Origin of the sequence: Halosimplex carlsbadense 2-9-1, assembly GCF_000337455.1 — an archaeon.
Classification (GTDB): Archaea; Halobacteriota; Halobacteria; order Halobacteriales; family Haloarculaceae; genus Halosimplex; species Halosimplex carlsbadense.
Window position 1 is genome coordinate 227,530 of the sequence record NZ_AOIU01000031.1, and the last position, 22,867, is coordinate 250,396.

Annotated in this window: 24 protein-coding genes and 1 tRNA gene; 14 read left to right on the plus strand and 11 right to left on the minus strand. The window is 68.5% G+C overall.

Annotated features, from left to right (window positions below; genetic code table 11):
* The first annotated feature begins 1 nt into the window (after position 1).
* The 6 genes from C475_RS13300 to gfo6 all read left to right on the plus strand — a co-directional run bounded on the left by C475_RS13300 (position 2) and on the right by gfo6 (position 6,130).
* Positions 2–820, plus strand: a complete 819-nt coding sequence (locus C475_RS13300) for an ABC transporter ATP-binding protein (RefSeq protein ID WP_006884363.1) — start codon at positions 2–4, stop codon at positions 818–820.
* A 31-nt stretch (positions 821–851) separates the two neighbouring features.
* Complete coding sequence (locus C475_RS13305) at positions 852–1,550, plus strand: ABC transporter ATP-binding protein (RefSeq protein WP_049930635.1); 699 nt, start codon at positions 852–854, stop codon at positions 1,548–1,550.
* An 80-nt stretch (positions 1,551–1,630) separates the two neighbouring features.
* Positions 1,631–2,632, plus strand: a complete 1,002-nt coding sequence (locus tag C475_RS13310; protein WP_049930636.1) for a branched-chain amino acid ABC transporter permease — start codon at positions 1,631–1,633, stop codon at positions 2,630–2,632.
* A gap of 79 nt (positions 2,633–2,711) precedes the next feature.
* Positions 2,712–3,923 carry a branched-chain amino acid ABC transporter permease gene (locus C475_RS13315; RefSeq protein WP_006884366.1) on the plus strand — a complete coding sequence of 404 codons (1,212 nt, stop codon included), beginning with the start codon at positions 2,712–2,714 and terminating at the stop codon, positions 3,921–3,923.
* Complete coding sequence (locus tag C475_RS13320; RefSeq protein ID WP_006884367.1) at positions 3,920–4,936, plus strand: 3-oxoacyl-ACP synthase; 1,017 nt, start codon at positions 3,920–3,922, stop codon at positions 4,934–4,936. Before C475_RS13315 ends, C475_RS13320 begins: the two co-directional genes overlap by 4 nt.
* Before the next feature lie 126 nt (positions 4,937–5,062).
* Positions 5,063–6,130: a D-xylose 1-dehydrogenase Gfo6 gene (gene gfo6, locus C475_RS13325; protein WP_049930573.1), complete on the plus strand. Its 1,068-nt coding sequence runs from the start codon at positions 5,063–5,065 to the stop codon at positions 6,128–6,130.
* A gap of 114 nt (positions 6,131–6,244) precedes the next feature.
* On the opposite strand, the gene C475_RS13330 is transcribed toward gfo6, so the two are convergent.
* Entirely contained in the window at positions 6,245–7,108 is an 864-nt protein-coding gene (locus tag C475_RS13330) for an alpha/beta fold hydrolase (RefSeq protein WP_049930575.1), read from the minus strand.
* Positions 7,109–7,605: 497 nt separating this feature from the next.
* Entirely contained in the window at positions 7,606–8,346 is a 741-nt protein-coding gene (locus tag C475_RS13335) for an HFX_2341 family transcriptional regulator domain-containing protein (protein ID WP_006884370.1), read from the minus strand.
* 117 nt (positions 8,347–8,463) lie between these two features.
* Here C475_RS13335 and C475_RS13340 point away from each other — a divergent pair, with 117 nt between their 5' ends.
* Positions 8,464–9,327 (plus strand): hypothetical protein, encoded by an 864-nt coding sequence (locus C475_RS13340; RefSeq protein ID WP_006884371.1) that lies wholly within the window; start codon positions 8,464–8,466, stop codon positions 9,325–9,327.
* 44 nt (positions 9,328–9,371) lie between these two features.
* Positions 9,372–10,010, plus strand: a complete 639-nt coding sequence (locus tag C475_RS13345; RefSeq protein ID WP_006884372.1) for an NUDIX domain-containing protein — start codon at positions 9,372–9,374, stop codon at positions 10,008–10,010.
* Between the two features lie 111 nt (positions 10,011–10,121).
* Here the strand turns inward: C475_RS13345 and C475_RS13350 are convergent, their stop codons facing one another.
* The 4 genes from C475_RS13350 to glmU form a co-directional block, all read right to left on the minus strand.
* On the minus strand, positions 10,122–11,363 hold the full coding sequence (locus C475_RS13350; protein ID WP_006884373.1) for a mandelate racemase/muconate lactonizing enzyme family protein: 1,242 nt from the start codon (positions 11,361–11,363) through the stop codon (positions 10,122–10,124).
* A 173-nt stretch (positions 11,364–11,536) separates the two neighbouring features.
* Positions 11,537–12,073: a response regulator transcription factor gene (locus C475_RS13355; RefSeq protein ID WP_049930577.1), complete on the minus strand. Its 537-nt coding sequence runs from the start codon at positions 12,071–12,073 to the stop codon at positions 11,537–11,539.
* 61 nt (positions 12,074–12,134) lie between these two features.
* On the minus strand, positions 12,135–12,317 hold the full coding sequence (locus C475_RS13360) for a DUF7576 family protein (protein ID WP_006884375.1): 183 nt from the start codon (positions 12,315–12,317) through the stop codon (positions 12,135–12,137).
* Positions 12,318–12,381: 64 nt separating this feature from the next.
* Positions 12,382–13,566, minus strand: a complete 1,185-nt coding sequence (glmU, locus tag C475_RS13365) for a bifunctional sugar-1-phosphate nucleotidylyltransferase/acetyltransferase (protein ID WP_006884376.1) — start codon at positions 13,564–13,566, stop codon at positions 12,382–12,384.
* 176 nt (positions 13,567–13,742) lie between these two features.
* Here glmU and C475_RS13370 point away from each other — a divergent pair, with 176 nt between their 5' ends.
* From C475_RS13370 to C475_RS13385, 4 genes are all read left to right on the plus strand, one after another.
* Positions 13,743–14,165: a DUF7344 domain-containing protein gene (locus C475_RS13370; protein ID WP_006884377.1), complete on the plus strand. Its 423-nt coding sequence runs from the start codon at positions 13,743–13,745 to the stop codon at positions 14,163–14,165.
* A gap of 58 nt (positions 14,166–14,223) precedes the next feature.
* Positions 14,224–15,012 (plus strand): GTP cyclohydrolase III, encoded by a 789-nt coding sequence (locus C475_RS13375; protein ID WP_006884378.1) that lies wholly within the window; start codon positions 14,224–14,226, stop codon positions 15,010–15,012.
* A gap of 112 nt (positions 15,013–15,124) precedes the next feature.
* Positions 15,125–15,718, plus strand: a complete 594-nt coding sequence (locus C475_RS13380; protein WP_006884379.1) for a CBS domain-containing protein — start codon at positions 15,125–15,127, stop codon at positions 15,716–15,718.
* Positions 15,719–15,949: 231 nt separating this feature from the next.
* The gene (locus tag C475_RS13385) at positions 15,950–17,320 is read left to right on the plus strand and encodes an ABC transporter substrate-binding protein (protein WP_006884380.1); all 1,371 of its coding nucleotides are present in this window, start codon (positions 15,950–15,952) and stop codon (positions 17,318–17,320) included.
* A gap of 32 nt (positions 17,321–17,352) precedes the next feature.
* On the opposite strand, the gene C475_RS13390 is transcribed toward C475_RS13385, so the two are convergent.
* Genes C475_RS13390 through C475_RS13405 form a run of 4 tightly spaced genes read right to left on the minus strand, consistent with a single transcriptional unit; the run spans position 17,353 to position 21,824 of the window.
* Positions 17,353–18,135 carry an ABC transporter ATP-binding protein gene (locus tag C475_RS13390; protein ID WP_006884381.1) on the minus strand — a complete coding sequence of 261 codons (783 nt, stop codon included), beginning with the start codon at positions 18,133–18,135 and terminating at the stop codon, positions 17,353–17,355.
* Positions 18,132–19,049, minus strand: a complete 918-nt coding sequence (locus C475_RS13395; RefSeq protein ID WP_006884382.1) for an ABC transporter ATP-binding protein — start codon at positions 19,047–19,049, stop codon at positions 18,132–18,134. Before C475_RS13395 ends, C475_RS13390 begins: the two co-directional genes overlap by 4 nt.
* Entirely contained in the window at positions 19,042–20,553 is a 1,512-nt protein-coding gene (locus C475_RS13400; RefSeq protein ID WP_006884383.1) for a branched-chain amino acid ABC transporter permease, read from the minus strand. The genes C475_RS13395 and C475_RS13400 overlap by 8 nt, the downstream gene beginning before the upstream one ends.
* Positions 20,550–21,824, minus strand: a complete 1,275-nt coding sequence (locus tag C475_RS13405) for a branched-chain amino acid ABC transporter permease (RefSeq protein WP_006884384.1) — start codon at positions 21,822–21,824, stop codon at positions 20,550–20,552. Before C475_RS13405 ends, C475_RS13400 begins: the two co-directional genes overlap by 4 nt.
* A 236-nt stretch (positions 21,825–22,060) precedes the next feature.
* On the opposite strand from C475_RS13405, the gene C475_RS13410 reads away from it, so the two are divergent.
* Both C475_RS13410 and C475_RS13415 read left to right on the plus strand, forming a co-directional pair.
* On the plus strand, positions 22,061–22,543 hold the full coding sequence (locus C475_RS13410) for a GNAT family N-acetyltransferase (protein ID WP_006884385.1): 483 nt from the start codon (positions 22,061–22,063) through the stop codon (positions 22,541–22,543).
* Between the two features lie 11 nt (positions 22,544–22,554).
* Positions 22,555–22,628 (plus strand) — tRNA-Thr (locus C475_RS13415).
* 31 nt (positions 22,629–22,659) lie between these two features.
* Here C475_RS13415 and C475_RS13420 read toward each other — a convergent pair.
* Positions 22,660–22,845 carry an HEWD family protein gene (locus C475_RS13420; protein WP_006884386.1) on the minus strand — a complete coding sequence of 62 codons (186 nt, stop codon included), beginning with the start codon at positions 22,843–22,845 and terminating at the stop codon, positions 22,660–22,662.
* Positions 22,846–22,867 lie beyond the last annotated feature (22 nt).

Sequence of the window (22,867 nt, forward strand, 5' to 3'; positions counted from 1 at the left end):
CATGTTGCGGACGCACGGCCTCACGAAGGAGTTCGGCGGCCTCACCGCCGTCGACGGGGTGGACTTCGAACTCGGCGACGAGCTGTGCTCGCTCATCGGCCCCAACGGCGCCGGGAAGACGACGTTCTTCGACCTGTTGACCGGCGCGCTCGAACCCACCCGCGGGACGATCGAACTGGACCGGGGCGGGAGCGACGGCTGGGTCGACGTGACCGACGCCTCGCCCGACGAGACGGCGGCGCTGGGCGTCCACCGCTCGTACCAGATCACGAACGTCTTCCCGACGCTGTCGGTGCTGGAGAACGTCCGGATCGCGGCCCAGGCCGCCGGCGACGACGCCGCGACGTTCTGGCGCAACGTCGACGCCTACGACGAGTACGTCGAGGAAGCCAGGGACATCCTCGACCGGGTGGGGCTGGCGGGCCGGGCCGAGGACCTCGCGGAGAACCTCAGCCACGGCGCCAGCCGCCAGCTGGAGGTCGCCGTCGCGCTGGCGGGCGACCCCGACGTGCTCCTGCTCGACGAACCGAACGCCGGCGTCTCCTCCGAGAGCGTCGACGACATCGTCGCGCTCATCGAGGACGTGGCCGAAGACCACGCCGTCCTGCTGGTCGAACACAACATGGACATCGTCATGGAAGTCTCCGACCGCGTGGTCGTCCTCAACCAGGGCGCGGTCATCGCCGACGGCGACCCCGAATCGGTCCGCGCGGACCCCGCCGTCCAGGAGGCGTATCTCGGCGGCTACGAACCCGGTGACCTCGACCGCCGCGGAGACGGGACCGCCCCCGACCGAGACGACACGGGAGGAATCGCGTGAGCGCGCCGCGATCGCCCCGGAGGTGGCCGCGGTGACCCTCCTCGAACTCGAAGACGTGGAGACCTACTACGGCGAGAGCCACGTGCTGGAGGGCGTCACGCTCTCGGTCGAGGCGGGCGAGGTCGTCGCGCTGGTCGGGCGCAACGGCGTCGGCAAGACGACGACGCTGCGGTCGATCCTCCAGCTGACGCCGCCGCGCGAGGGGACGATCACCTACCGCGGCGACGAGCTCGTCGGCCTCGAACCCCACGAGGTGGCCGAGCGCGGCGTGGGCTGGATCCCCGAAGACCGGCGGATATTCTCGCAGCTCACCGTCGCCGAGAACGTCCGCGTCGCGGTGCCCGACGGCGCCGACACGGGCCAACGGGTCGCGACCGTCTACGACACGTTCCCGATCCTCGAAGAGCGCCGGGATCAGGAGGCGGGGACGCTCTCGGGCGGTCAACAGCAGATGCTCGCGCTGGCGCGCGGCCTCGTCGGCGACAACGACCTCCTACTGGTCGACGAGCCCAGCGAGGGACTGGCCCCCCAGATCGTCGCCGACGTGGCCGAGGCGCTGGCCGACGCCGCGACCGAGACCACGCTGCTACTCGTCGAGCAGAACCTCCCGCTGGCGCTGGATCTCGCCGACCGGTTCTACGTCCTCGACAAAGGGCAGGTCGTCGACGACGGCGACACCGCCGACGTGTCCGCCGACGACGAACGCCTCAGGAGGTATCTCTCCGCATGACCGCAAGCGCAGTCGCGACGGCCGGCGGGGCGGCCGGGTCCGCGGTGACTCCGGCGCTGTCCGACCTCGGAGCCACCGCGATGCAACTCGGCTTCGGCGAGGGGCTCCGGCAGTTCCTCGGCCCGGACACGCTCGCCAGCGTCGCCGTCGAGGGGTTGGCGAAGTCGGCCATCTACGTGATGATCGCCAGCGGCCTGACGCTCATCTTCGGACTGATGGGCGTGCTGAACTTCGCCCACGGCTCGCTGACGATGATCGGCGCCTACCTCGCCGGGCTCGTCATGGTCACGCTCGTCGGGAGCGCCACGGGCGCGTGGACCCGCCTCGCGCTCTTTTTCGTCGCGCTCGTCGCCGTCTTCCTCGCGCTCGCACTGCTGGGCACCGTCTTGGAGGTCGGACTCATCCGCCAGCTGTACGACCGACCGCCGATCTACCAGATCCTCCTGACGTTCGGCCTGACGCTCGTGCTGGAGGAGATCGTCCGGATCGTCGTGCTGTTCTACGGGCTCCAGCCCATCTCGGAGTGGCGGGCGGCGCTCGGGACGCGACCCGCTATCCTCTCGGCCGAGCAGTCGATCGGGCCGCTCTCCGTGCGCGGCCTGGCGCTGTTCGAGATCGCGCTCGGCGCGGCGACCGTCCTCGGCATCTGGGCGTTCCTGACCCGGACCCGCTACGGGCTGTACATCCGCGCCGGCAGCGAGGACGCGGAGATGGCCGAGGCGCTGGGTATCGACGTGCGCCGGGTGTTCACCGTCGTGTTCGCGCTCGGTGCCGGCGTGGCCGGCGCCGCGGGCGCCTTGCTGATGTGGGACCCCGTCTGGGGCGCGAACGTCCCGCTGGCGGCCGAGACGCTGCTGCCGGCGTTCGTCGTCGTCATCATCGGCGGCCTGGGCACCTTCCGCGGGACCGTCGCCGGCGCGCTCATCGTCGGGATGGCCGACGCCACGACGACCTGGTGGTTCCAGAACGTCGTCGTCACCTGGACGTGGCTGCCCGAGATCACCGTCTTCCTCATCCTCGTCGGGATGCTGATCGTCAAACCGCAGGGGCTGTTCGGCGTCGAGGAGGTGGGGGGCCATTAGCTCCGTCACTCAGTGGGTCGGCGACCGCGAGTTCGCCTGGCCCGTCGAACACCTCCGCAGCCAGCAGGTCCACCTGGCCGTGATCCTCGCGCTGGTCGCCTACCCCGGCGTCTACCACCTGCTGACGACGTTTCCGTTCCCGGTCTTCCCCTCGCTGATCCACGACTTCTCGGTCGCCGTCCTGCCGCGCGTCGACTCGATGGTCGCGGTGCTGTACTTCGCGCTGTTCGCCATGTCGTTCGACTTCATCAGCGGCTACACCGGCTATCTCTCCTTCGGCCACGCCGCCTTCTACGGCACCGGCGCCTACGCCGTCATCCTGATCGCCAACGGCAAGGTCCCCTTCCTGCCGGCGGGGACACCGTTCATGGTTTCGCTGCTCGTCGCGGCCGTCGTCGCCGGGCTGCTGGCGGTCGTCATCGGCCTCGTCTCCTTCCGGCTTTCGGGGGTGTACTTCGCGATGATCACCCTCGGGTTCGCGCAGGTGCTGTACGTGTTCGTCCGCGGCTGGGACTACGTGGCGAGCAATCCTCGCGACGGCCCCGCCGTCGGGTCGGCCCACCCCGAAGGCTTCGAGATCGGGATCCCCTTCGTCGACCAGCTGAACCTCGCAATCGGGACGTTCTCCGGCGACACGGTGACCCTGCTGGGCCACGAACTCGGCACCTACACCGTCTCGTTCTACATGGTCGGGCTAGTCGCGCTGGTCTCCTACTTCGCGATGCAACGGGTGATCCACTCCCCGTTCGGGCGGGTGATGATCGCCATCCGCGAGAACGAGGAACGGGCGGCCGCGATCGGCTACGACACGTTCCGCTACAAGCTCGGCGCGTTCGTTATCAGCGGCTTCTTCGGCGGCGTCGCGGGCGCGCTGTACGCCGGCTTCGCCCGGTCGGTCACGCCCGAGCGCACGTTCTACTTCCTGACGACCGGCGACGCGCTGCTGGCGAGCATCATCGGCGGGTTCGGCACGCTCGCCGGCCCGCTGTACGGCCACCTGTTCGACCACTCCATCCGGGAGTTCCTCTCGAACACCGGCCAGGGCGGCGGCCTGCTCCCGTTCCTCCGGGAGACGCTCCCCGAGGGGATGCTCACGGCGGACCTCGTGGGCGGCCTCACCGTCGAGGGGTTCATCGGCGCCGCGCTGAACGGCCACGCCAGCCTCTACGTCGGTATCGTGTTCGTCCTGTTCGTCCTCTACGTCCCCAGCGGCCTCGTCGGGACGCTGCGAAGCTACCTCGGCGGCCCCGTCGCCGAGCGCTTGCCCGCGAAACTGTGGGGTGAGCGATGACAGTCCACCTCACGGGTATCGGGACGGCGCTGCCCGAGGAGACCGTCGGTGGCGCCGACATCGCCGAACGCTCGGGGATCCCCCGCGAGGTGGTCGTCGAGAAGATGGGCATCCGGCGCAAGCACGTCTGTCGGAACGGGGACGAACAGCCAAGCGACCTCTGTGTCGCGGCCGCCGAGGAGGCACTGGCCGACGCCGACTGCGACGCCGAGAACCTGGACGCCGTCCGTTACCACGGGAGCGAGTTCAAGGACTACGTCGTCTGGAGCCTCGCCGCCGACGTGGCCGAGCGGATCGGCGCGACCGACGCCTACGCCGCCGAGAGCTACGCGCTCTGCGCCGGCGCGCCGATCGCGATCCGCGAGACGAAGGCCCAACTCGAAGCCGACGCCCTCGACCGGGTGCTGCTCGTCGCGGCCAGCCGCGAGGAGGACCTGGTCGACTACGACGACCCCGACACCTCCTTCACGTTCAACTTCGGCAGCGGTGCCTCGGCGATGGTCCTCGAACGCGACGCGCCGGACCGCGCGCTCGCGACCGTCCGCGAGAGCGCCGCGCTGACCGACGGTTCGTTCTCCCGGGACGTGGTGATGCCGGCGGGCGGCACCCGCCACCCCCCGAGCCGCGAGACCGTCGACGCCGACATGCACTCGCTGCGGGTGCCCGACCACGAATCGATGAAAGAGCGACTGGGCGATGTGAGCCTCGCGAACTTTCTGGATGTCGCCGACACCGCCCTGGATCGGTCGGGGCTCGACCGGGCGGCCCTCGACTTCGCGGCGATAACTCACATGAAGCGGTCGTTCCACGCGTACCTCTGCGACGAACTCGGGCTCGACGAGGACGAGCAGTACTACCTCGACGACTACGGGCACGTCCAGAGCGTCGACCAGGCGCTGGCGACCGACGAGGCCCGGTCGCGCGGGTGGCTCTCGACCGGCGATACCGTCGTCTTTCTCGCCGCGGGGACCGGCTACACCTGGGCGGCGACGGTCCTGGAGTGGCGCGGCTGAGGCGGTCCGAACACCAACTCCGAACGCCGACCTCGAACGTCCGAACGTGCCGAACGCGAACCGCTCGTACGGCGGATATCGGCCGGCTTCGCATCACTTATGCCGGTCGCGTGCGCGCACTCGTCCATGGATCTACAGGAGTACATGGACGACTTCACGGCGCGCGACTGGCCCCAGGCGGACGAGGGCAAAGTGCGGTTCGCGATGGTCGGCCTCGGCTGGTGGACCATGGAGTTCGCCATCCCCGCCACCGAGGTCCTCGACCACCTGGAGACGACCGTCGTCGTCTCCTCGACGACCGAGAAGGCCGAGGGCGTCGCCGACGAGCACGAGTCCATCGAGCACGGGCTCACCTACGACGAGTTCACCGAGGGCGAAGCGACCGACGCCTACGACGCCGTCTACGTCGCGACACCGAACGCCCTGCACCTCCCCTACGTCGAAGCGGCCGCCGAGTTCGACAAGGACATCCTCTGCGAGAAGCCCCTCGAAGCCAGCACCGAGCGCGCCGAGCAACTGGTCGAGGCCGCCGAGGACGTGACCCTGGGCGTCGAGTACCGGATGCACGTCCAGCCCGCCGTCCGCATGATGCGCGAGCTCGTCGACGCGGGCTTCATCGGCGACGTGGCGATGGTCCACGGCAACATGTCCCAGCCCCTGCTGGACATCAACGACAACTACGACCAGTGGCGGCTCAACCCCGACATGGCCGGTCCCGGCGCCTCCGTCACCGACCTGGGCGTCTACTCCGTCAACACCACCCGGTTCGTCATCGACGAGGACCCCGTCGCCGTCACCGCGACGGACTGGTCGGGCCACGAGGCCTTCGACGAGGTGCCCGACGAGCGAGCCGCCTTCACCGTCGAGTTCCCCGACGGCGTCGTCGCCGCCTGCACCGCCAGTCAGAACACCCAGGAGACCAGCAATCTCCGGATCATCGGCACCGAGGGCGAACTCCTCCTCGAAGACGCCTTCCTCTCGGGCGACCGCGAGCTGACGATCACCCGCGGGGAGACGACGATCACCACCGAGTTCGACGGGATCGAGGAGACCCGCCGCTCGCTGGAGTACTTCGGCGACCACCTGCTGACCGGCACGGACATCCACGGCGACGGCGATCACGGCATCGTCGACCAGCGCGCCATCGACGCCATCTACGAGGCCGCCGAGTCCGGCGAGCGCGTCGAGCTGTAACCAACCATCTATTTGGCGAGGAGGTCGCCGTCGGCGGCCCGCTCGCAGGTTCGTGGGACTCGCGCTCACTGCGTTCGCGCGAATGCTCAATACAAGCTCGTGTGCAGCAACTGTTTACTCGTTGAAAAACGAGGGGATCGAAGTAGTCACCCTCTCTTGAGCCTCCGGTGAGAGGATGTGCTTCTCCCCGTCCAGTATCTCGGTCTTCACGAGGTTGGGCAGGCGGGAACGGGCCCGAGGGACGACCGCCTCGGGTGGGAAAAAGGGATCGTTCTCAGCGACGAACAGCGCGACTGGTGCGGTAAATCCGCCGAGTTCGCCAGCAGTGGCGCTTGGAAATTCCCGTTCGAGGTTTACATATCGGAGCGACGCGGAGACCGTATCTCGAACGACGGGACCCGGATCGGATCGGGTGATCATCGCGGTGAGACTTCGCTCTAACAGCCATTCGGCCCCGAGGAAGCGATACAGTATCGCCGGAAGACCGACTTTTAGCATATTGACAAGTGGCCCAGTCCCGAACCCTGCTGGCACGACCAGCACAGCGCTATCGATTCTCTCGGGTGCGACTGAAGCTACCCGAAGGATGATACCACCGCCGTAGGAGGTGCCGATCATCCGTGCAGTCTGGACGTCAAGGGCATCGAGGAGATCGACAACCCACTCACCGTACGCATCTCCGGTGGGATCGACCCGTGTTTCGGCACTATATCCCGGTTGTCCGATGGTGTCCGGGGCGATCAGTCGATAGCTATCGGCGAGTTCGCTATACCAGGCCAACGTTAGTGGATTCGTAGCGTTGCCGCCGTGGAAGACGACGACGGGCGCTCCATTCTCTGGCCCCGCGGATAGAACGTGGGTCTGGCCATGCCGCGTCTCGACGTATCGTTCATCGACTTCGATATCGAGGGCCTCCACAGCCGCCGTGTAGACTTTTTCCAGCGCTCGTCTCCCCCCTGATGAACGATAGAGGGTCATTAGACACTCTACCAACAGCTTGTATCTAAAAGTGCCCACTGGCGACATGATTCTCGCTTTCCGGCGGCTGAATATGCATCCGAACAGAACGGACGATTCGCCGCGACTGCAGGGGAACGACCGTCGTCGAGGGCCCTTTACGGAAACCAAACACGCGGAGACGAGTCGAACTCGAAGCAGGAGCGGGGCGACCGAGGTGGAGGGCGGTCGCCCCCGTGTCAGAGGCACAGGTGGATCGGTTAGCGGGCGATACGGCAGCGGCGCAGTCGGGGGCGGCGTGGGGAGGGCCGAAGCGTCAGCGGGTGGGGACCTGACAGGGCGACGCGAGGGCCGTCGCACCCACCGAACTGCGCGCATCTACTGGTAGGCAGGACGGGATTGTAGTTTCTATCTCTGTACCATCTATTGTATTGATACCATCCATACTATCGTTACTCGCTGTACCACAGATACTGTATCTGGTATCCGTACCAAGTAACGGACAGCGACGCGGCGGGTCAGAGCTTGTGCCGGAAGGCGTGGAGGACGTTCTGGCCCGTCTCGGTCAGCAGGATCTGTTTCTGACGGCCGACGCGTTCGACCTCGATGTAGCTGTCGTCGACGAGCGGGTCGATGATGTTGGCGTTGAGCAGGGCGAACTTCGCCTTGTCGTTGGCCGGGTCGGCGTCGGCGATAAAGGAGAGCGCCTCCGACTCGGCGTGTTCGATGAGGTCGGACTTCTTGGCGGTGTAGCTGTCGGTGTTGCGCTCTTCGAGGTAAGCGAGCATCGCGACCTGGTCGCGCGAGACGGCTTCGATGGGGTAGGATGGGAGGACTACGTCGCCGCGCATCCCGCGGGTCCGGGGGTTCTCCGCCAGGTCGGGGACGTGTTCCTCGGCGCGGACGTAGTAGGCGGTGGCGTCGGTGGCCATGCAGGCGATGGCGCTCCCGATGGCGGCGAGCTTGCCGCCGCTGGAGACGTTGACCCGGACCACGTCCCCCTCGTGGTCGGCGGCGACCGTCGTGACGACCGCGAGTACGTCGTACAGGTCCGAGAGAGTCGTCTCGCGAAAGCGGATAGTCCGACCGTCGCTCTCCAGTTCCTCGACGAGCGCCTCCTGGTAGGGGGTCAGCGGCGTGCGTTCGCCGTCGTCGGCGAGGAGGTAGACGGTGTCCGCGTCGTGCTTGCGGACGGGCCGGAGGATCCGGTCGTGCTCGTACCCCAGCGGCACGATGTGGACTTCGTCGATGGTTCGCATGCCCGAGAGCGCGGCCGCTCCCGACGAGAACGTTTCGGTGGCCGAACGGCCGGACGACCGTGATGCGCTCCCCTGGCGCCCGAAGACATTTCGAGCCGGCGTCGGTATCCACGGGCGATGACGACGGATGGGGAGCCGCGGGGGCGTGACGAGTGGTCGCCGACCCACGAGGTCGCCTCCACCGGCGACCGGGCCGACGAGGTCGCCGCCGACACACGCCTGGTCGCCGTCGCCTGCGAGTTCGGCGACGAGGCGCGCCTGACGATGTCGACCGACGACGTGAACGATCGGAGTCCCCACACCCAGCGAGTGCTCGACGCGGAACTCGACCGACTACCCGCCGACGCGAGCGACGGCGCGAACCCGATCTGGCGAGCGACACTCCCCGGGGACGCCGACGCGCTGGTGCGCGCCCTGACGGTCGCGGACCCCGAGGTGGACGGCCCGCTCGGCGAGGCGCGCTGGCGGGTCTGGGACGTGCAACGAATCGAGGTCCGCCACGACGGACGGCCGATCTACCGGTCGATCCCGCATCACGCTCGGTTCGAACTAGCTGCGGGCGAGCGTCCCGAGCTGGTCGAGCGTGCGCGCGAGCGACTCACCGATCTGCCCTGCGCCGTCGTCCCCACGGGACCGGTCGCGACGTGGGGCGACGGTGGGGAGCTGACCCATCGGACGCTCCGCTTCGAAGCCGGCTCGGGCGCCTCGCTCGCCCACGTCCGGCGCGTCGCGGTCGACCGCGACCGCCGCGAAATCGTCGTCGACTGGGAGTCCGTCGGCGAGCGGGTGAGAGACGAACCGAACCGGGCGCTCCGCACGGTTCTGCGGGCGTTCGCCTGGACCGCCGACCGCCTCGGAGCGTCCGAGTCCCCGCCGCACCGGGTCGCGTTCGGAGACGGGACCGAGTTCCGCCGCGCGGTTGAGGGGGTCGAAACCGTCCGCGAGCGAGTCGGGTACGACTTCGAAGTCGCCGAGGTGTGAGAGATGACGCCACACTTTACAACCGGACCCCTCTGAGTAGAGACATGGTCAGTATCAGGGACCCGGAGTCGCTCCGCGAGGAACCGGGTGTCGACTTCCGCGAGCAGGAGCAGGTCGTCGACAGCGAGGCGTTCGAGCAGGCGGCCGAGGGCGCCGAGAACCAGAGCGGCCTCGTCGTCGTCGCGGTGACCGACGAACAGGGCCGTCTCCTGCTGGTCGACTCCGAGTGGGTCGACGGGTGGACGCTCCCGAACGGGCCGGTCGGCGCCGACGAGGACTGGGCGGTCGCCGCCGACCGCTGGGCCGAGGACGAGCTGAGTTTCCCCGTTCAGGTCGAGCAACCCGAACTGGTGATCCGCACGGAGACGCGGACCGAGGACGGCGACGAGAGCGTCGTCGGCTACACGGTCGCGTTCACCGCCTCGCTGATCCCGGCGATGGGCGGTCCGGGCGGCGTGGGCCCCGGCGGCGGCCCGCCACCGGGCGTCGGTCCCGACGACGAGGACTCCCCGGAGGGCGAGGGACCGCCCGCGGGACCCGGTGGGCCGCCCGCCGGCGCCGGCGGACCCGGCGGCCCCGGTGCCGGCCCGATCGCCTCGAACCCCAACCTCGACTGGTTCGCTGCGGTCCCCGACGAGGTGGCACCGGGCCACCACGCACTCGTGCAGTACTTCCTCGACTGATTCGGCGCGCCGGAATTTCCCGGCCGCTCGCCGTCTGCAAAGCGTCGTCAGTCGGCTTCGCGTCCGCTTCGTCGAACGAGTCGAATCGAAGATTCGCCGGTTCGACGAACCTTACGCTTCGTCGAACAGCGTCTCGCCTTTCACCATGTGGTCCTCGACGGTGTCCAGATCCAGGGTGACGCCCAGGCCGTTCTCCTCGGGGACTTTCATGTAGCCGTCCTCGATGAGGCCGTCCTCTTCGACGAGGTCTTCCCACCAGTCGAGTTCGTAGGAGTGGTACTCGACGGCCAGGGAGTTCGGGACGCTCGCGCCGACGTGGGCGCTGGCGATCGTTCCGACGGGCGAGGAGACGTTGTGCATGGCGACGGGGACGTAGTACTGGTTGGCCACGTCGGCGATCTTCCGCGTCTCGCGCATGCCGCCGATCTTCGGCATGTCCGGCGCGACGATGTCGACGGCCTGTTCCTCGATGAGTCGCCGGTGTTCGGTGACCCGGTAGCGGTTCTCGCCGACGGTGATCGGCGTCGTCGTCGAGTCGGTCACCTTCTCCTGAACTTCGAGGTTCTCCGGCGGGACGGGGTCTTCGAGCCACCACACGTCGTAGTCGTCGATGGCCTCGGCCAGCCGCTCGGCGGAGTTGCCCGAGAACGTCCAGTGACAGTCGAAGGCCACGTCCGCCCGATCCTTGACGCGCTCGGTGACTTTCTCGACGATCTCGGCCTTGTGGCGGATCTCGCCCGGGCGGAGGTGGCGGTTGGCGCGGTCCTTCTCGTGGCCCGAGGGCACGTCGAGGTCGAACTTCAGCGCGTCGTAGCCGAGTTCCTCGACGACGCGTTCGGCCTCGTCGGCGCAGGCGTCGGGGTCGGCCTCCTCCTCGGTGTGACAGTCGCAGTAGACGCGCATGTGGTCGCGGTACTTCCCGCCGAGCAACTGGTAGGCGGGCACCTCGATGATCTTGCCCGCCAGGTCGTGCAACGCGACCTCGATACCGGAGATGGCCGAGACGGTGACGCCCTCGACGGAGCCCTCGCCGGACATCTTCTGGATCAGGTGTTCGTACAGGCGGTCGATGTCCAGCGGGTTTTCGCCGATGAGGAACGGCGCCATCCGCTCGATCAGCTCGGGGATGCCCGCGCCCCAGTAGGCCTCACCGGTGCCGACGAGGCCCGCGTCGGTGTAGACCCGCACCAGCGTCCACGGGAAGTTCCCGTCGACCATCGTCGTCTGTACGTCCGTTATCTCCACGTCTCGGCCGCCGCCGCGCTTGGCCGAGGCGCCCATCGTCTCGGCCGACAGTTCCCGCATCGTGTACTCGGCGTTCGGATCGTGGAGGTCTCTGTAGTCTCGTGCCATGCCGGCGGCTACTTGTGGCCTCTACTAAAGTGTGGAGGAATCGCCGCGTATCTGTTCGGCTCTCCGGAACGGATCGGCTATCCAGTCGCCCCTCCGGAACGGCTCGCCCGTCGGGTCGCCGCTGGGAGACGGGCTCACCGCCGGACGCGCTCGCGGACGTGCCGGCTGCCGTGTCAGCCGTCCGACTCGGCGTCGGCGCCGTCCTCGATCCGGGCTTCGAGGTCTTCGAGGCGGGCGCGCAGTCGCTGGTACTCCTCGCTGCTCTCGAGTTCGGCCGGGTTCTTCTCGACGCGCAGCGTGGCGACTTTCGCCGAGAGGGCGTGATACTCCCGGACGACGGCACGCTTGTCGAGTCGGTTGACGGCCTCGGCGACCACGGACTGCAGTTGCGCGCCCTCGACCGGTTTGAGCAGGTAGTCGTCGAAGCCCATGTCGACGATGTCGAAGCCGGGGTCGACCGCGGTGACCATCACCACCCCGCAGTCGATGTCTCTCCCCCTGATGCGTTCGAGGACCTCCCGTCCCGAGAGGCCGTGCATCCGTCGGTCGAGCAACACCACGTCCACGTCCGCGGTCACCTGTTCGAGCGCCGACTCCCCGTCGTACGCGGTCGATACGTCGTAGGATTCGCTGAGTTGACTCGCGTACACGTCCGCGACTGCCTCGTCGTCGTCGACGACCAGCACGGTCGCTACCCCCCCTTGGACCATGTATCGCAGTTGGCGGGTACCCGATTTAGGGTTTTATAATAGAATCTGACACGTCCCGTCGTCAACCGGCCCACTCCTCGCGGTGGGCGTCGCTACAGAAGTGTGTCGTCTCCACCTGGCCGTCGTCGACGCGCGTGACGACCCTGTGGTCGGGGTCCTGTACCAGCGCCGCGCCGCAGACGGCGCACGTCGGCGCCTCCTCCTCGGATACGTCTTCGTTGAGATCGGACGTGGGATCCACCATCGTGTCCGAGTCGTATGTACGGACCCACTTAACCGCATACATCGACGCCGGCCCGACCCCCCGGTCAGCGGTCGCGGGTGACCGACTCGCCGGGCGCGCTGGTCGCGCCCGCCGAGAGTTTCACACCGGGGTTGAGGCTCGTGTTGATCCCGGTCTTGGCCCCGTCACCGGCGACGACGCCGAACTTCCGGCGGCCGGTCGAGACGCGCTCGCCCTTGACGGTGACGCGCACGTCGCCGCCGTCGTGGCGGAGGTTCGCCACTTTCGTCCCCGCGCCGAAGTTCACGTCCCGGCCCAGCACGCTGTCGCCGACGTAGTTGTGGTGCGGGACGTGCGTCCCCGCCATGACGACGCTGTTTTTCACTTCGACGGCGTTGCCGACGTGGGTATTCTCGGCCAGCAGCGTCGCGCCGCGGACGTAGGCGTTCGGGCCGACTCGTGCGCCCTCGCGGATCAGCGCCGGTCCCTCGACGACGACGCCGGCGTCGACGGTCGCCCCCTCCTCGACGACCACGTCACCGCGCAGGTCGGCCGACTCGTGGACCGCCCCGCGCACGTCGCGGTCGAGTTCGGCGATCTTCCACTCGTTGGCCTCCAGCAGTTCCCAGGGACGACCGCAGCCAAGCCAGCGCTCGACCTCGACGGTCCGGACCGAGTGCTCGTCGATGACTTTCGAGAGCACGTCCGTGATCTCGTGTTCGCCGCGTTCGCTCACCGGCACGTCGAGCCACTCGCGGGCCTCGGCGGGGAAGCGATAGGCCCCGACGTTGACCAGGTCCGTCGGCGGGTCGGTCGGTTTCTCGACGATGCCGGTGACGACCCCGTCGCCCACCTCGAAGACGCCGTAGCTGGTCGGGTCGTCGACGCGGTAGGTGCCGACCGCCGGGCCGTCGGCCGAGAGGAGGGCGTCGACGCTCGCGCGGTCGTAGAGGTCGTCGCCGTTGAGGACGGCGAACGGGCCGTCGAGGTACTCCCTCGCGCAGTCGACGGCGTGGGCGGTTCCGAGTTGCTCCGCCTGGACGGCGTATTCGACGGGGACGCCGCGATACTCCTCGCCGAAGTACGCCCTGACCGCGTCGGCCTCGTAGCCCACCACGAGGATCAGCTCCGAGGCGCCCGCGTCGACGGCCGCGTCGGCGCCGTGGGCGACCAGCGGTCGGTCGGCGACCGGCAGCATCGGCTTGGGCAGCGACTCCGTCAGGGGACGCATCCGGGTTCCCTCCCCGGCCGTCAGCAGGACGACTTGCATGTACGACACCGGTCGCCCGGACGACTCATAGTGGTACCGCAACGGGATCCGGTGACACACCGCATCTCGACCCACCGACGACGTATTCGGCCGCTTCGGCTCGGAGATATATCATGAGTTGTGATACCGCGACACATACAAGAGCGGGCGCCACGTAGCGTCCTAACCGAAGGCCAATGCCACGATCCGACGACACCGAGGGGGGAACAAACGAACGGAGACCGCCGACCGAGGGGAGCGAGTCAGCGGACGGGTCGGACGCTCGCCTTCCCGCGTCGGTCGTCGCGGACCTGCGCGCGAGCGACCGGCGCCGTCGAGTGCTCGCCCGCCTCGACGACTGCGACGGACCGATCCCGGTGTCGGACCTGGCGCGGCTCGTCGTCGCCGCCGACCGGGGCAAGAGCCCCGGAGACGTCCCCGTCGACGTCGTCGAACGAGTCCGCGAGGACCTGTTCCAGCGTCACCTGCCGAAACTGATCGCGACGGGGGTGGTCAGCTACAACTCGCTGGTCGGGACGGTGGAACTGGCGAGCGACGACCCGAGACTGCTCGGCGACGACGGCGGCGACCGGGTCGATGACCCCCCGACACTGGAGTGAATCGGGAGCAGACCGAACGGAAAGAACAAAACAGGCAGCTTCCTAACCGCCGGGTACTGTGACGAACACGCAGGTAACGCACGTCCAGATCGACAACTACGGTCCCTGGACGGTCACGCCCGAGCCCCGGCGGGAGGTCGACCTTCAGACGCTGCAATCGCGGCTGTACGCCGACCTCTCGCAACTGATCGGCAACCGCGGCGGCTACGTCTTCTTCTCGCGGTTCGACAACATGATCGCCGTCACGAACGGACTCGACGAGGACGACCACGCGCTCATCCAGGAGTCGGTCGCCAACCGCTACCCCGTCACGATGAGCCTCAGCGTCGCCACCGGGACGACGCCCGCGGAGGCGCTCGGCACCGCGACGGAGGCGCTCCAGGAGGCCGGGAGCGCCCAGGACAAGTCCCGCCGGGAGATCCTTCGGGGCCGTACCATCGACGATGAGTTCCGGACCGAGGAGGACCTGCAGATCGCCCACTTCGACGTGAACGACGCGACGGGCAAGTACACCGACCAGCTCAACGAGTTCGATACGTTCATTCGGATCGAGCAGGGCTACGCCGAACTCATGCGCTACATGCGCCGGGCCTACGACTCGTTGTCTTTCTTCGTCGGCGGCGACAACGTCATCGCCGTCTGCTCCGACATGGACGCCGCCGAGTATCAGGACGCGGTCGACCACGTCCGCGACGCGGTCGACGTGGAACTCAAGGTCGGCGTCGGCCGCGGGCGCGTCGCCCAGGACGCGGGGATGGCGGCCAAACACGCCCTCGAAGAGTGCCGCGCGACCGGTGAGGACGTACACGTCGACTGGACGACCGGTGAAGCCGACCCCTCGGCGTGAACGGCCCGTTCGACCCGTCTCGCTGGATAGTTTCTGCCCCGCAAAATACGGCGCGCGCCGTCTTAAGCGTGGTGCAGATAGCTTTTAGACGCAGTGTGGTAAACGTCCGCACATGGAACCAGACGCGAGCGTCCGGGAGGTGATGGACCGCGAGTTCGTCGGGGTCAGCGAGGCGGACGACCTCGAGGAGACGGCCGAGTTGATGCTGGAAGAGGGGACAGACAGCGCCGTCGTCCTGCGGGGGAGCGACCCGGTCGGGGTCGTCACCGAACGGGACGCGCTCGCGGCGTTCGTCGATGCCGGTGAGGACTCGCCCAGCGTGTCCGAAGCGATGACCGACGCGCTGCCGACCGTCTCGCCGGAGATGACCATCGCCGAGGCGGCCGACGAGCTGTCCGTGGGGTCGACCCAGCGGGCCCTCGTCTCCGACGGGGACGAACCGCTCGGCGTGCTGACCGAACGGGACCTGTTGACCGCCTCGCCGCTCGCTCGGACGGCCAACGGTGCCGCGATGGCCGAGCGCGAGCGAGCGGTCGCCGGGGTCACCGAAGGCCGGGGGAACCCGGACGCCGAGCCCGCGGAGACGCGCCGGAGCGGCGGGTCGCGGTTCGAGGACCAGTCGCTGTGCGAGGCCTGCGGGTCGCTCTCGCGGGAGCTCTCACCGTTCAACGGACAGCTGCTCTGTCCGGACTGTCGGGACATCTGACGCCGCCACACACCGACGAAACTGCCGCGGTCACCGGCGTGCGGAGCCGTCGGCGAGTAAGCGCCCATTACATGGACCGAATCTGTCACGATTCTGCCCATCGGATCGGCCGGGCTGTTCTGACGGATTCTCGAAAGCTGTGCGGGCGCGTCCCGTCGTTCCTATTGCGATGAGAACGTGACAGTTTTTGGGACACCTTTATAGTGACTGGTTGACAAGGAACGTGGTAAGATGTCTCGCAAGATACGTCGACGGAAGATACTCAAGGGGCTCGGTGTCGCGGGCGTCGCGGGGTTGGCCGGGTGTGCGCAGGCGGGGGAGGACACGCCGACGGAGGAAGACAGCGGTGGCGACGGTGGTGACGGTGAGGACATGTCGACCGCCACCCCGACCGACGAGTCCGGGGACGGCGACACGGACACGGAGACGGACGCGGGTGGGGACGGTGGCGCCGTCGAGTCCCGGACCATCCGGCTGGGGATCCTGATGGGCGTGACCGGCCAGCTCTCGGATCTGGGCCCGCCGATCCGGCAGGGAGCCGAGCTGGCGGCCGACTACATGGACGAGGAGAGCGACACGTTCACAGTCGACTACCAGTTCGAGGACACGGCGACGGACCCGAACACGGGAATCTCCGGCGCCGAGTCGCTCGTCTCGGCGGGCTACCCGATGATCGCCGGTGCGCTGTCCTCGACGGTGACCATCCAGACGGCCAACAACGTGGCGATCCCGAACGGCGTCGTCGAGTGCTCGCCCGCGAGCACGTCGCCGGCGATCACGGACCTGGAGGACAACGGCTACCTCTACCGGACGACGCCGACGGACGCGCTGCAGTCCGAGGTGATGACCCAGATCGGCCGCGAGCGCCTGGAGGCGTCGACGACGGCGACGCTCGCGCTGAACAACGACTACGGACAGGGGCTGGCCGACGCCTACGTCTCCGCCTGGGAGGACGCGGGCGGGACCGTTCAGCAGGAAGTCAGTTTCGAGCCTGGCGCCTCGTCGTACACATCCCAGCTGAGTTCCGCGCTACAGGACCAGCCGGACCTGTTGATGATCGTCGGCTACCCCGACAGCGGCGTCCGGATCTTCCGCGACTTCTACAACGACTACTCGCAGGACTTCTGCGACGTCATCGTCCCGGACGGTCTCCAGAGCGGGAGTCTGCCGGGCAACGTCGGCAACTCCATGCGCAACGTCTGGGGCACGGCCCCGACCTCGACCGGTCCGGGTCGGGACACGTTCGACTCGCTCTACCAGGAGGCCTACGACAGCGATCCCTCGGAGAGCCCGTTCACCGGCCAGTCGTTCGACGCCGTCGCGGTACTGGCGCTGGCCAACGCCGCCGCGGGCGAGAACGACGGCGAAGCGATCCGCGACCAGATGAACGCCGTCGCCAACGAGGGCGGCGAGGAGGTCACGCCGGAGAACCTCGCCGAGGGCCTGGAGATGGCCGCCAGCGGCACCGAGGTCAACTACCAGGGCGCCTCCAGCGCCGTCGAGTTCGACGACGTGGGCGACATCGCCGCCGCCACCTACCAGTTCTACCGCTACCAGGAGGGCGGCTTCGAGGTCATCGAGAACATCGAATACTCTGCCTAGCTCGGGGCCGAATTCACCGTTTTCGAGCCCGCTCACCCGCCGAGGAACTGCTGGCGCACGCTCTCGTCGGAAAGCAGCGCCTCGCCCGAGTCGACGAAGCGGTTCTTGCCCTGCACGAGGACGTAGCCGCGGTCGCACCGGCGCAGCGCCTCCGTGGCGTTCTGTTCGACCATCAGTATCGCCGTCCCGGCCTCGTTGATGGCGTCGATGCGGTCGAACAGGTCGTCGACGAGATCCGGAGCGAGCCCCGCGGAGGGCTCGTCGAGCAGGAGCAGGTCGGGGTCGAGCATCAGCGCCCGCCCCATCGCGAGCATCTGCTGTTGGCCGCCCGACAGCGTCCCCGCGCGCTGTTCCTCGCGCTCCTGAAGAATCGGGAAGCGGTCGTAGACGGCCGCCAGCGCGTCGTCGGGGAACTCCTCGCGGATGTACGCGCCCATCTCCAGGTTCTCGCGGACCGACAGGCCCGCGAAGACGTTCTCGTTCTGGGGCACGTACCCGAGGCCGTGGTGGACCATCGACTCCGGCGCCTCATCGGTGATGTCCCCACCATCGAACGTGATCGACCCGTCGAACACCCGGGTGAGGCCGAACACGGACTTCATCACCGTCGACTTGCCCGCGCCGTTCGGGCCGACGATGGTGACGTACTCGCCGTCGCCCACGTCCAGATCCACGTCCGTCAGGATCTGCAGGTCGCCGTACCCCGCGTCGAGGCCCCGGACCGAGAGCAGCGGGTCCGCGGGGGCCGACGCCGAATCCGCGTCGGCCTCGGTCGCGTCGACCCCGGTCGCGCCGGACCGCTCGGCGTCGCTCACAGGTCCTCCCCCAGGTAGGCGTCGACGACGCGTTCGTTCGATCTGATGTCCGCGGGCGGCCCCTCCGCGAGGACCTGGCCCTGGTGCATGACGATGACGTGTTCGCAGTGTTCCATGATGAGGTCCATGTCGTGTTCGACCAGCAGGAAGGTCAGTCCGTCCTCGCGCAGCTCGTGGACGCGGTCGAGCAGCTTCTCCTCCAGCGTCGGGTTGACGCCGGCGAACGGTTCGTCCAGCAGCATCATCGACGGGTCGACCATCAGCGCCCGGGCGAGTTCGAGCAGTTTCCGCTGGCCGCCGCTGAGGTTGCCCGCGTACTCCTCGGCGAGGTGGTCGATCTCGAACAGCTCCAGGGTGTCCCACACCCGCTCGCGAAGCTCGCGCTCCTCCTCGCGGACTCGCCCGCGGAGGACAGGTGCGACCGCGTCGACCAGCTTCTCGCCCGACTGGCCCCGCGGCGCGAGCATCAGGTTCTCCAGCACGGTCATCTCCTCCAGTTCGCGGGCGATCTGGAACGTCCGCACGAGCCCCTCGTTCGCGACCGCGGCCGTCCGGGCACCGGTGATCTCCCGCCCCTCGAAGGTGACCCGTCCGCCGTCGGGGTCGTGGACGCCGGTTATCAGGTCGAACGTCGTCGACTTGCCCGCACCGTTCGGGCCGATGAGCCCGGTCAACGTCCCCCGCTCGACGGCGAAGGAAACCCCGTCGACGGCGTCGATGCCGCCGAAGCGCTTCGAGAGGCCGTCGACGACCAGCGAGGCGTCGGCCGGGTCGAGCCCGTCGCGCTCGGTGCCGGCGGGCGTCGTCGATTCGGCGTCGTCGACGTCCGCGGCGGTCTCGACGGGGTCCGAAGTTGTCGCGGCGGGCTGTTCGGTCGTCTCGGCCGTCTCGGCGGTCGGCGCGTCGTCACTCATCGCCCTCACCTCCCTCCGGGGACCGGTCCGGGCCGTCTGTGGCTCCGCCCTCGTCGGCTGGGTCGCCGCCGTCGGAGCACGACTCCGACGAGGTATCGCTCGCGTCGCTCGCGAGACCGCCGTCGGCCGCCGCTCGCGGTCGGTCCCGTCCGGGCCTGCCGCCGTGGTCCGAGAGGGGGACGCTCGCGGCGACCTCCTTGCGGTGGCCGAGCAGGCCACTCGGCCGCCGCTGCATCAGGACGATCAGGACGACGCCGAGGAGGACGAACCGCAGCGGCGGGACGTTCTGGAGCGTGTAGGCGAACAGCGGGCCGAAATCGAGCGATCCGATCGGCGCGAGGGCGCCGGCGATCGTGGTCGGCGCGTCGCCGCTGACGAAGTACTTCGTGAAGATCCCGGCGACGCGCTGGGGACCCTGGAAGAGGAGGCTGGCGAACAGCGCGCCCCCGAGGACGCTCCCGGTGTTCGAGCCGGCGCCGCCGATCATCAGCGCGATGAAAATGTAGAAGGTCTGGATCGGCATGAACGTCGTCGCCGTGGGGTCGGTGTACCCCTTCTGGGTCTCCCAGAGGATCCCGCCCAGGCCCATCAGCGCGCAGCCGACCATGAACACCTTCACTTTGAACAGCCGGGTGTCCTTGCCCAGCGAGTTGGCGACGAGCTCGTCCTCGCGGATGGCCTTCAGGACCCGGCCGAACGGCGAGTTGCCGATCCGGCGCAGCAGCCAGTAGAACAGCGCGACGAAGGCGATCAGGACGAGGGTGTAGGCGAGCGAAATGACGACGGTCTCCCGGACGCCGACGGCGCCGAACGCCGAGATGACGGCGTCCCCGAGCGCGGTCCGGCTCCCACTGGCGGGGTTGCCCGGGTTCGTGTAGAACAGCGATTTGATCGGGATCGTCGGGTTGATCGGGATGTTGATCCCGCGGCCGGCGCCGGTGCCGAGCGGAATCGACGGGAGGACGGGAACGTTCGCGAACAGCGTGAACTGCTGAAACGTCGTCGACAGCAGCGTGAGGCGGACGATCTCCGAGAACGCGACGGTGACGATCGCGAGGTAGTCCGCTCGGAGCCGGAGCGCGGGGAGCGCGATCACGGCGCCGGCGACCGCGGCCATCAGCATACCGCCGACGATACCGACCCACAACGGGAGGCCCAGGCCCGGCGGCGTCCCGCCGGTCGGGGCCGTGATCGCGGCGAACGTGTAGACGCCGACTGCCATGAACCCCGCGACGCCGATGTTGAACAGGCCGGCGTAGCCCCAGTGGAGGTTCAGCGCGAGGACGAGCATCGCGTACAGCGCCGTCCAGAAGGTGACCGCCTGCAGTGCGGCGACGACGCCGCCGAGGCCCTGGGGCGGCCCGAGGACGGCGAAGATCGTGAACAGCACGTAGATGCCGCCCATCACCAGGACGATCAGGCCGGCGTCGCCCTCCCGCAGCTCCGCGGCGAGGCGGTCGAGGACGCTCTCGCCCGTCGCGGACGCGCCCTCCGACCCGCTCATGCGGTCGTCACCCCCCCGAACAGGCCGTCAGGCCGGATCACCAGCACGAGGATCATGATCGCGAACGCCGCCGCCGTCGAGAACGACGACGGGATCCACACCAGCGAGACGGACTGGGTGAGCCCGATGAGCAGGCCGCCGACCATCGCGCCGTATATCGACCCGATCCCGCCGAGGATGACCGCGGCGAAAATCAGGAGGAGCAGCACCCAGCCGAGGTTGTACGACAGCGTCCCGCGTTCGAGCGCCATCAGGAAGCCGGCGGCGCCGGCGAGGCCGCCGCCGATGACCCAGGTCGCGCGAACGACGCGCTCGGTCGGGATACCGGTGACCCGGGCCAGGTCCTCGTTGTCGGCCATCGCGCGCATGGCCTTGCCGAGTTTCGTCCGCTGGAGCGCGAGGTGCAACGCGACCATCAGCGCCAGCGACGTGACGACCAGCGTCGCCTCGGCGCTCGTGACCGAGAGGATCTCGGCGGTGTAGCTCCCGAAGTCCAGCCCCGGGAGTTCGACGTAGAAGGCGTCGCTCGGGACGTTGTCGTTGGCGGCGAGGACGATCGTCGACCGCTCGGTCGCCAGCGCGAGTTTCCCGCTCACGCCGGCGAGGATCAGTTTCGACCCGCCGGCGGTCAGCCCGCGGTTGGTCGGCCCGAAGAAGAAGACGATCAGGTACCGCAGCGCGAGCGCGACGCCGATGCTCGCGATCAGGACGGCGATCCCGCTCTGGTCGCGCATGGGCCGGAAGACGACCCGGTCCAGGGCGAGCGAGACGGCGATCGTCGCGACCACCGCGACGACGAGCCCGGCGAACACCGCCAGCGGGTTCGACAGGGCGTTGACCGACAGGTCCGCCGCGCTCGGGCCGTCGGGACCGAACCCGAGCGTCCCGAGGAAGAGGACGTTGCCGTCGAGGAGGCCCGACCCGAGGCCCGCGAGCAGCCACGCGACGGCCCAGCCGGCGAACGCGCCGGTCGTGATGTAGTCACCGTGGGCGAAGTTCGCGAAGCTCAGGATGCTGTAGGTCATCGAGAGGCCGATCCCGGCCAGTCCGATCCCCAGGCCGACGACCACGCCGTTCCAGACGAGCGTGATCAGCCGGCTCGCGGCGAGCGTCCCCCCGAAGAGCTTGACCGACCCGATCGCCACCTCGACCCCGAAGATCTTCAGCAGGAGGTCGACGCAGAGACCGAGGACGAACAGCCCGAACAGCGCCGTCTTCGGTCGCTCTGCGACCTCCAGTCGGAGGTCGGCGACGCGGTCAGCGGTCGCCATGGCTCCACGGTGGCGCACGGGCCTGTGCCGCGGCAGTTCGACACCGGCGACGAGCCGTCCCGCGCTCGCGCTGGCGGTTCGACCACCCCACGCACCGCCTCCGACCCGACCCCCGGCACCGAATCGTGTGGTTTGAAAACATACCTTACAGGCAGTGGAGACGCCGAGGGGGTAAAGCTCTTCGACGCCGCCGGCCGAAAGGCTTAGTCCGTGCCGGGTGTCACACCGGCCACCGGATGGAGATCGAACTCGCCACGGTGGCCCAGGCCGAACGCGTCACCGACCTGTGGGTCGACCTCGCCGACGAACAGACCCAGCACGACTCGCACGTCCTCGCCGAGCGCAACCGGGGGTCGGTCGCCGACGAACTCGCCCGCCACGCCGTCACCGACCGCCTCGTCGTCGCTACCGACGACGGCGAGATCGTCGGGTTCGTCATGTTCACGCTCGACCGCGGCAGCTACGAGATGGACGTGACCCAGGGCATCGTCGAGAACCTCTACGTCGTCCCCGAACGGCGCGACCAGGGCATCGGCTCGGAGCTGCTGGAAACCGCCGAGCGCCGGCTCGGCGAACTGGGGGCGGACGCCGTCACGCTGGAGGCGATGGCGGACAACCTCGCCGCCCGTCGGTTCTACCGGCGCCACGGCTACGACACCCACCGCGTCCAGCTGGAGCGATCGCTGGAAACCGATACCCACTCAAAGGAGGGCCAGTAACGCCTACCTGCGCCAGGGGAGCTTGGGCGGTTCAAGCACTCGACTTGTAATCGAGATTCCCGGGGTTCAAATCCCTGCCCTGGCTTCGATGCGGTTTCTACGCCGACGCCGGCCGCTCAGGCGCCCTCTTCGAGCGGATTGTACGCGCCGTTGATGTCCCATTCGTGGAGACAGAAGGGATCGCCCGAAAGCCGTTCGCCGTCGCGCTCGACGACGGCCCAGGTGCCCGAATCGTCGTTCCAGACGTCGGTTCGACCGCAGCGCTCGCACTCTCGTTCTCGTGGGGGGACGATAGTTGTCATACATCACCCTCTCTCACGGGGG

What these genes read in the sequence shown, in the direction of transcription:
- C475_RS13300 (WP_006884363.1), top strand. Translation starts at nt 2, where the DNA reads ATGTTGCGGACGCACGGCCTCACGAAGGAGTTCGGCGGCCTCACCGCC.
- C475_RS13310 (WP_049930636.1), top strand. Translation starts at nt 1,631, where the DNA reads ATGCAACTCGGCTTCGGCGAGGGGCTCCGGCAGTTCCTCGGCCCGGAC.
- C475_RS13320 (WP_006884367.1), top strand. Translation starts at nt 3,920, where the DNA reads ATGACAGTCCACCTCACGGGTATCGGGACGGCGCTGCCCGAGGAGACC.
- gfo6 (WP_049930573.1), top strand. Translation starts at nt 5,063, where the DNA reads ATGGATCTACAGGAGTACATGGACGACTTCACGGCGCGCGACTGGCCC.
- C475_RS13330 (WP_049930575.1), bottom strand. Translation starts at nt 7,108, where the DNA reads ATGACCCTCTATCGTTCATCAGGGGGGAGACGAGCGCTGGAAAAAGTC.
- C475_RS13335 (WP_006884370.1), bottom strand. Translation starts at nt 8,346, where the DNA reads ATGCGAACCATCGACGAAGTCCACATCGTGCCGCTGGGGTACGAGCAC.
- C475_RS13340 (WP_006884371.1), top strand. Translation starts at nt 8,464, where the DNA reads ATGACGACGGATGGGGAGCCGCGGGGGCGTGACGAGTGGTCGCCGACC.
- C475_RS13345 (WP_006884372.1), top strand. Translation starts at nt 9,372, where the DNA reads ATGGTCAGTATCAGGGACCCGGAGTCGCTCCGCGAGGAACCGGGTGTC.
- C475_RS13350 (WP_006884373.1), bottom strand. Translation starts at nt 11,363, where the DNA reads ATGGCACGAGACTACAGAGACCTCCACGATCCGAACGCCGAGTACACG.
- C475_RS13355 (WP_049930577.1), bottom strand. Translation starts at nt 12,073, where the DNA reads ATGGTCCAAGGGGGGGTAGCGACCGTGCTGGTCGTCGACGACGACGAG.
- C475_RS13360 (WP_006884375.1), bottom strand. Translation starts at nt 12,317, where the DNA reads ATGGTGGATCCCACGTCCGATCTCAACGAAGACGTATCCGAGGAGGAG.
- glmU (WP_006884376.1), bottom strand. Translation starts at nt 13,566, where the DNA reads ATGCAAGTCGTCCTGCTGACGGCCGGGGAGGGAACCCGGATGCGTCCC.
- C475_RS13370 (WP_006884377.1), top strand. Translation starts at nt 13,743, where the DNA reads ATGCCACGATCCGACGACACCGAGGGGGGAACAAACGAACGGAGACCG.
- C475_RS13380 (WP_006884379.1), top strand. Translation starts at nt 15,125, where the DNA reads ATGGAACCAGACGCGAGCGTCCGGGAGGTGATGGACCGCGAGTTCGTC.
- C475_RS13385 (WP_006884380.1), top strand. Translation starts at nt 15,950, where the DNA reads ATGTCTCGCAAGATACGTCGACGGAAGATACTCAAGGGGCTCGGTGTC.
- C475_RS13395 (WP_006884382.1), bottom strand. Translation starts at nt 19,049, where the DNA reads ATGAGTGACGACGCGCCGACCGCCGAGACGGCCGAGACGACCGAACAG.
- C475_RS13400 (WP_006884383.1), bottom strand. Translation starts at nt 20,553, where the DNA reads ATGAGCGGGTCGGAGGGCGCGTCCGCGACGGGCGAGAGCGTCCTCGAC.
- C475_RS13405 (WP_006884384.1), bottom strand. Translation starts at nt 21,824, where the DNA reads ATGGCGACCGCTGACCGCGTCGCCGACCTCCGACTGGAGGTCGCAGAG.
- C475_RS13410 (WP_006884385.1), top strand. Translation starts at nt 22,061, where the DNA reads ATGGAGATCGAACTCGCCACGGTGGCCCAGGCCGAACGCGTCACCGAC.
- C475_RS13420 (WP_006884386.1), bottom strand. Translation starts at nt 22,845, where the DNA reads ATGACAACTATCGTCCCCCCACGAGAACGAGAGTGCGAGCGCTGCGGT.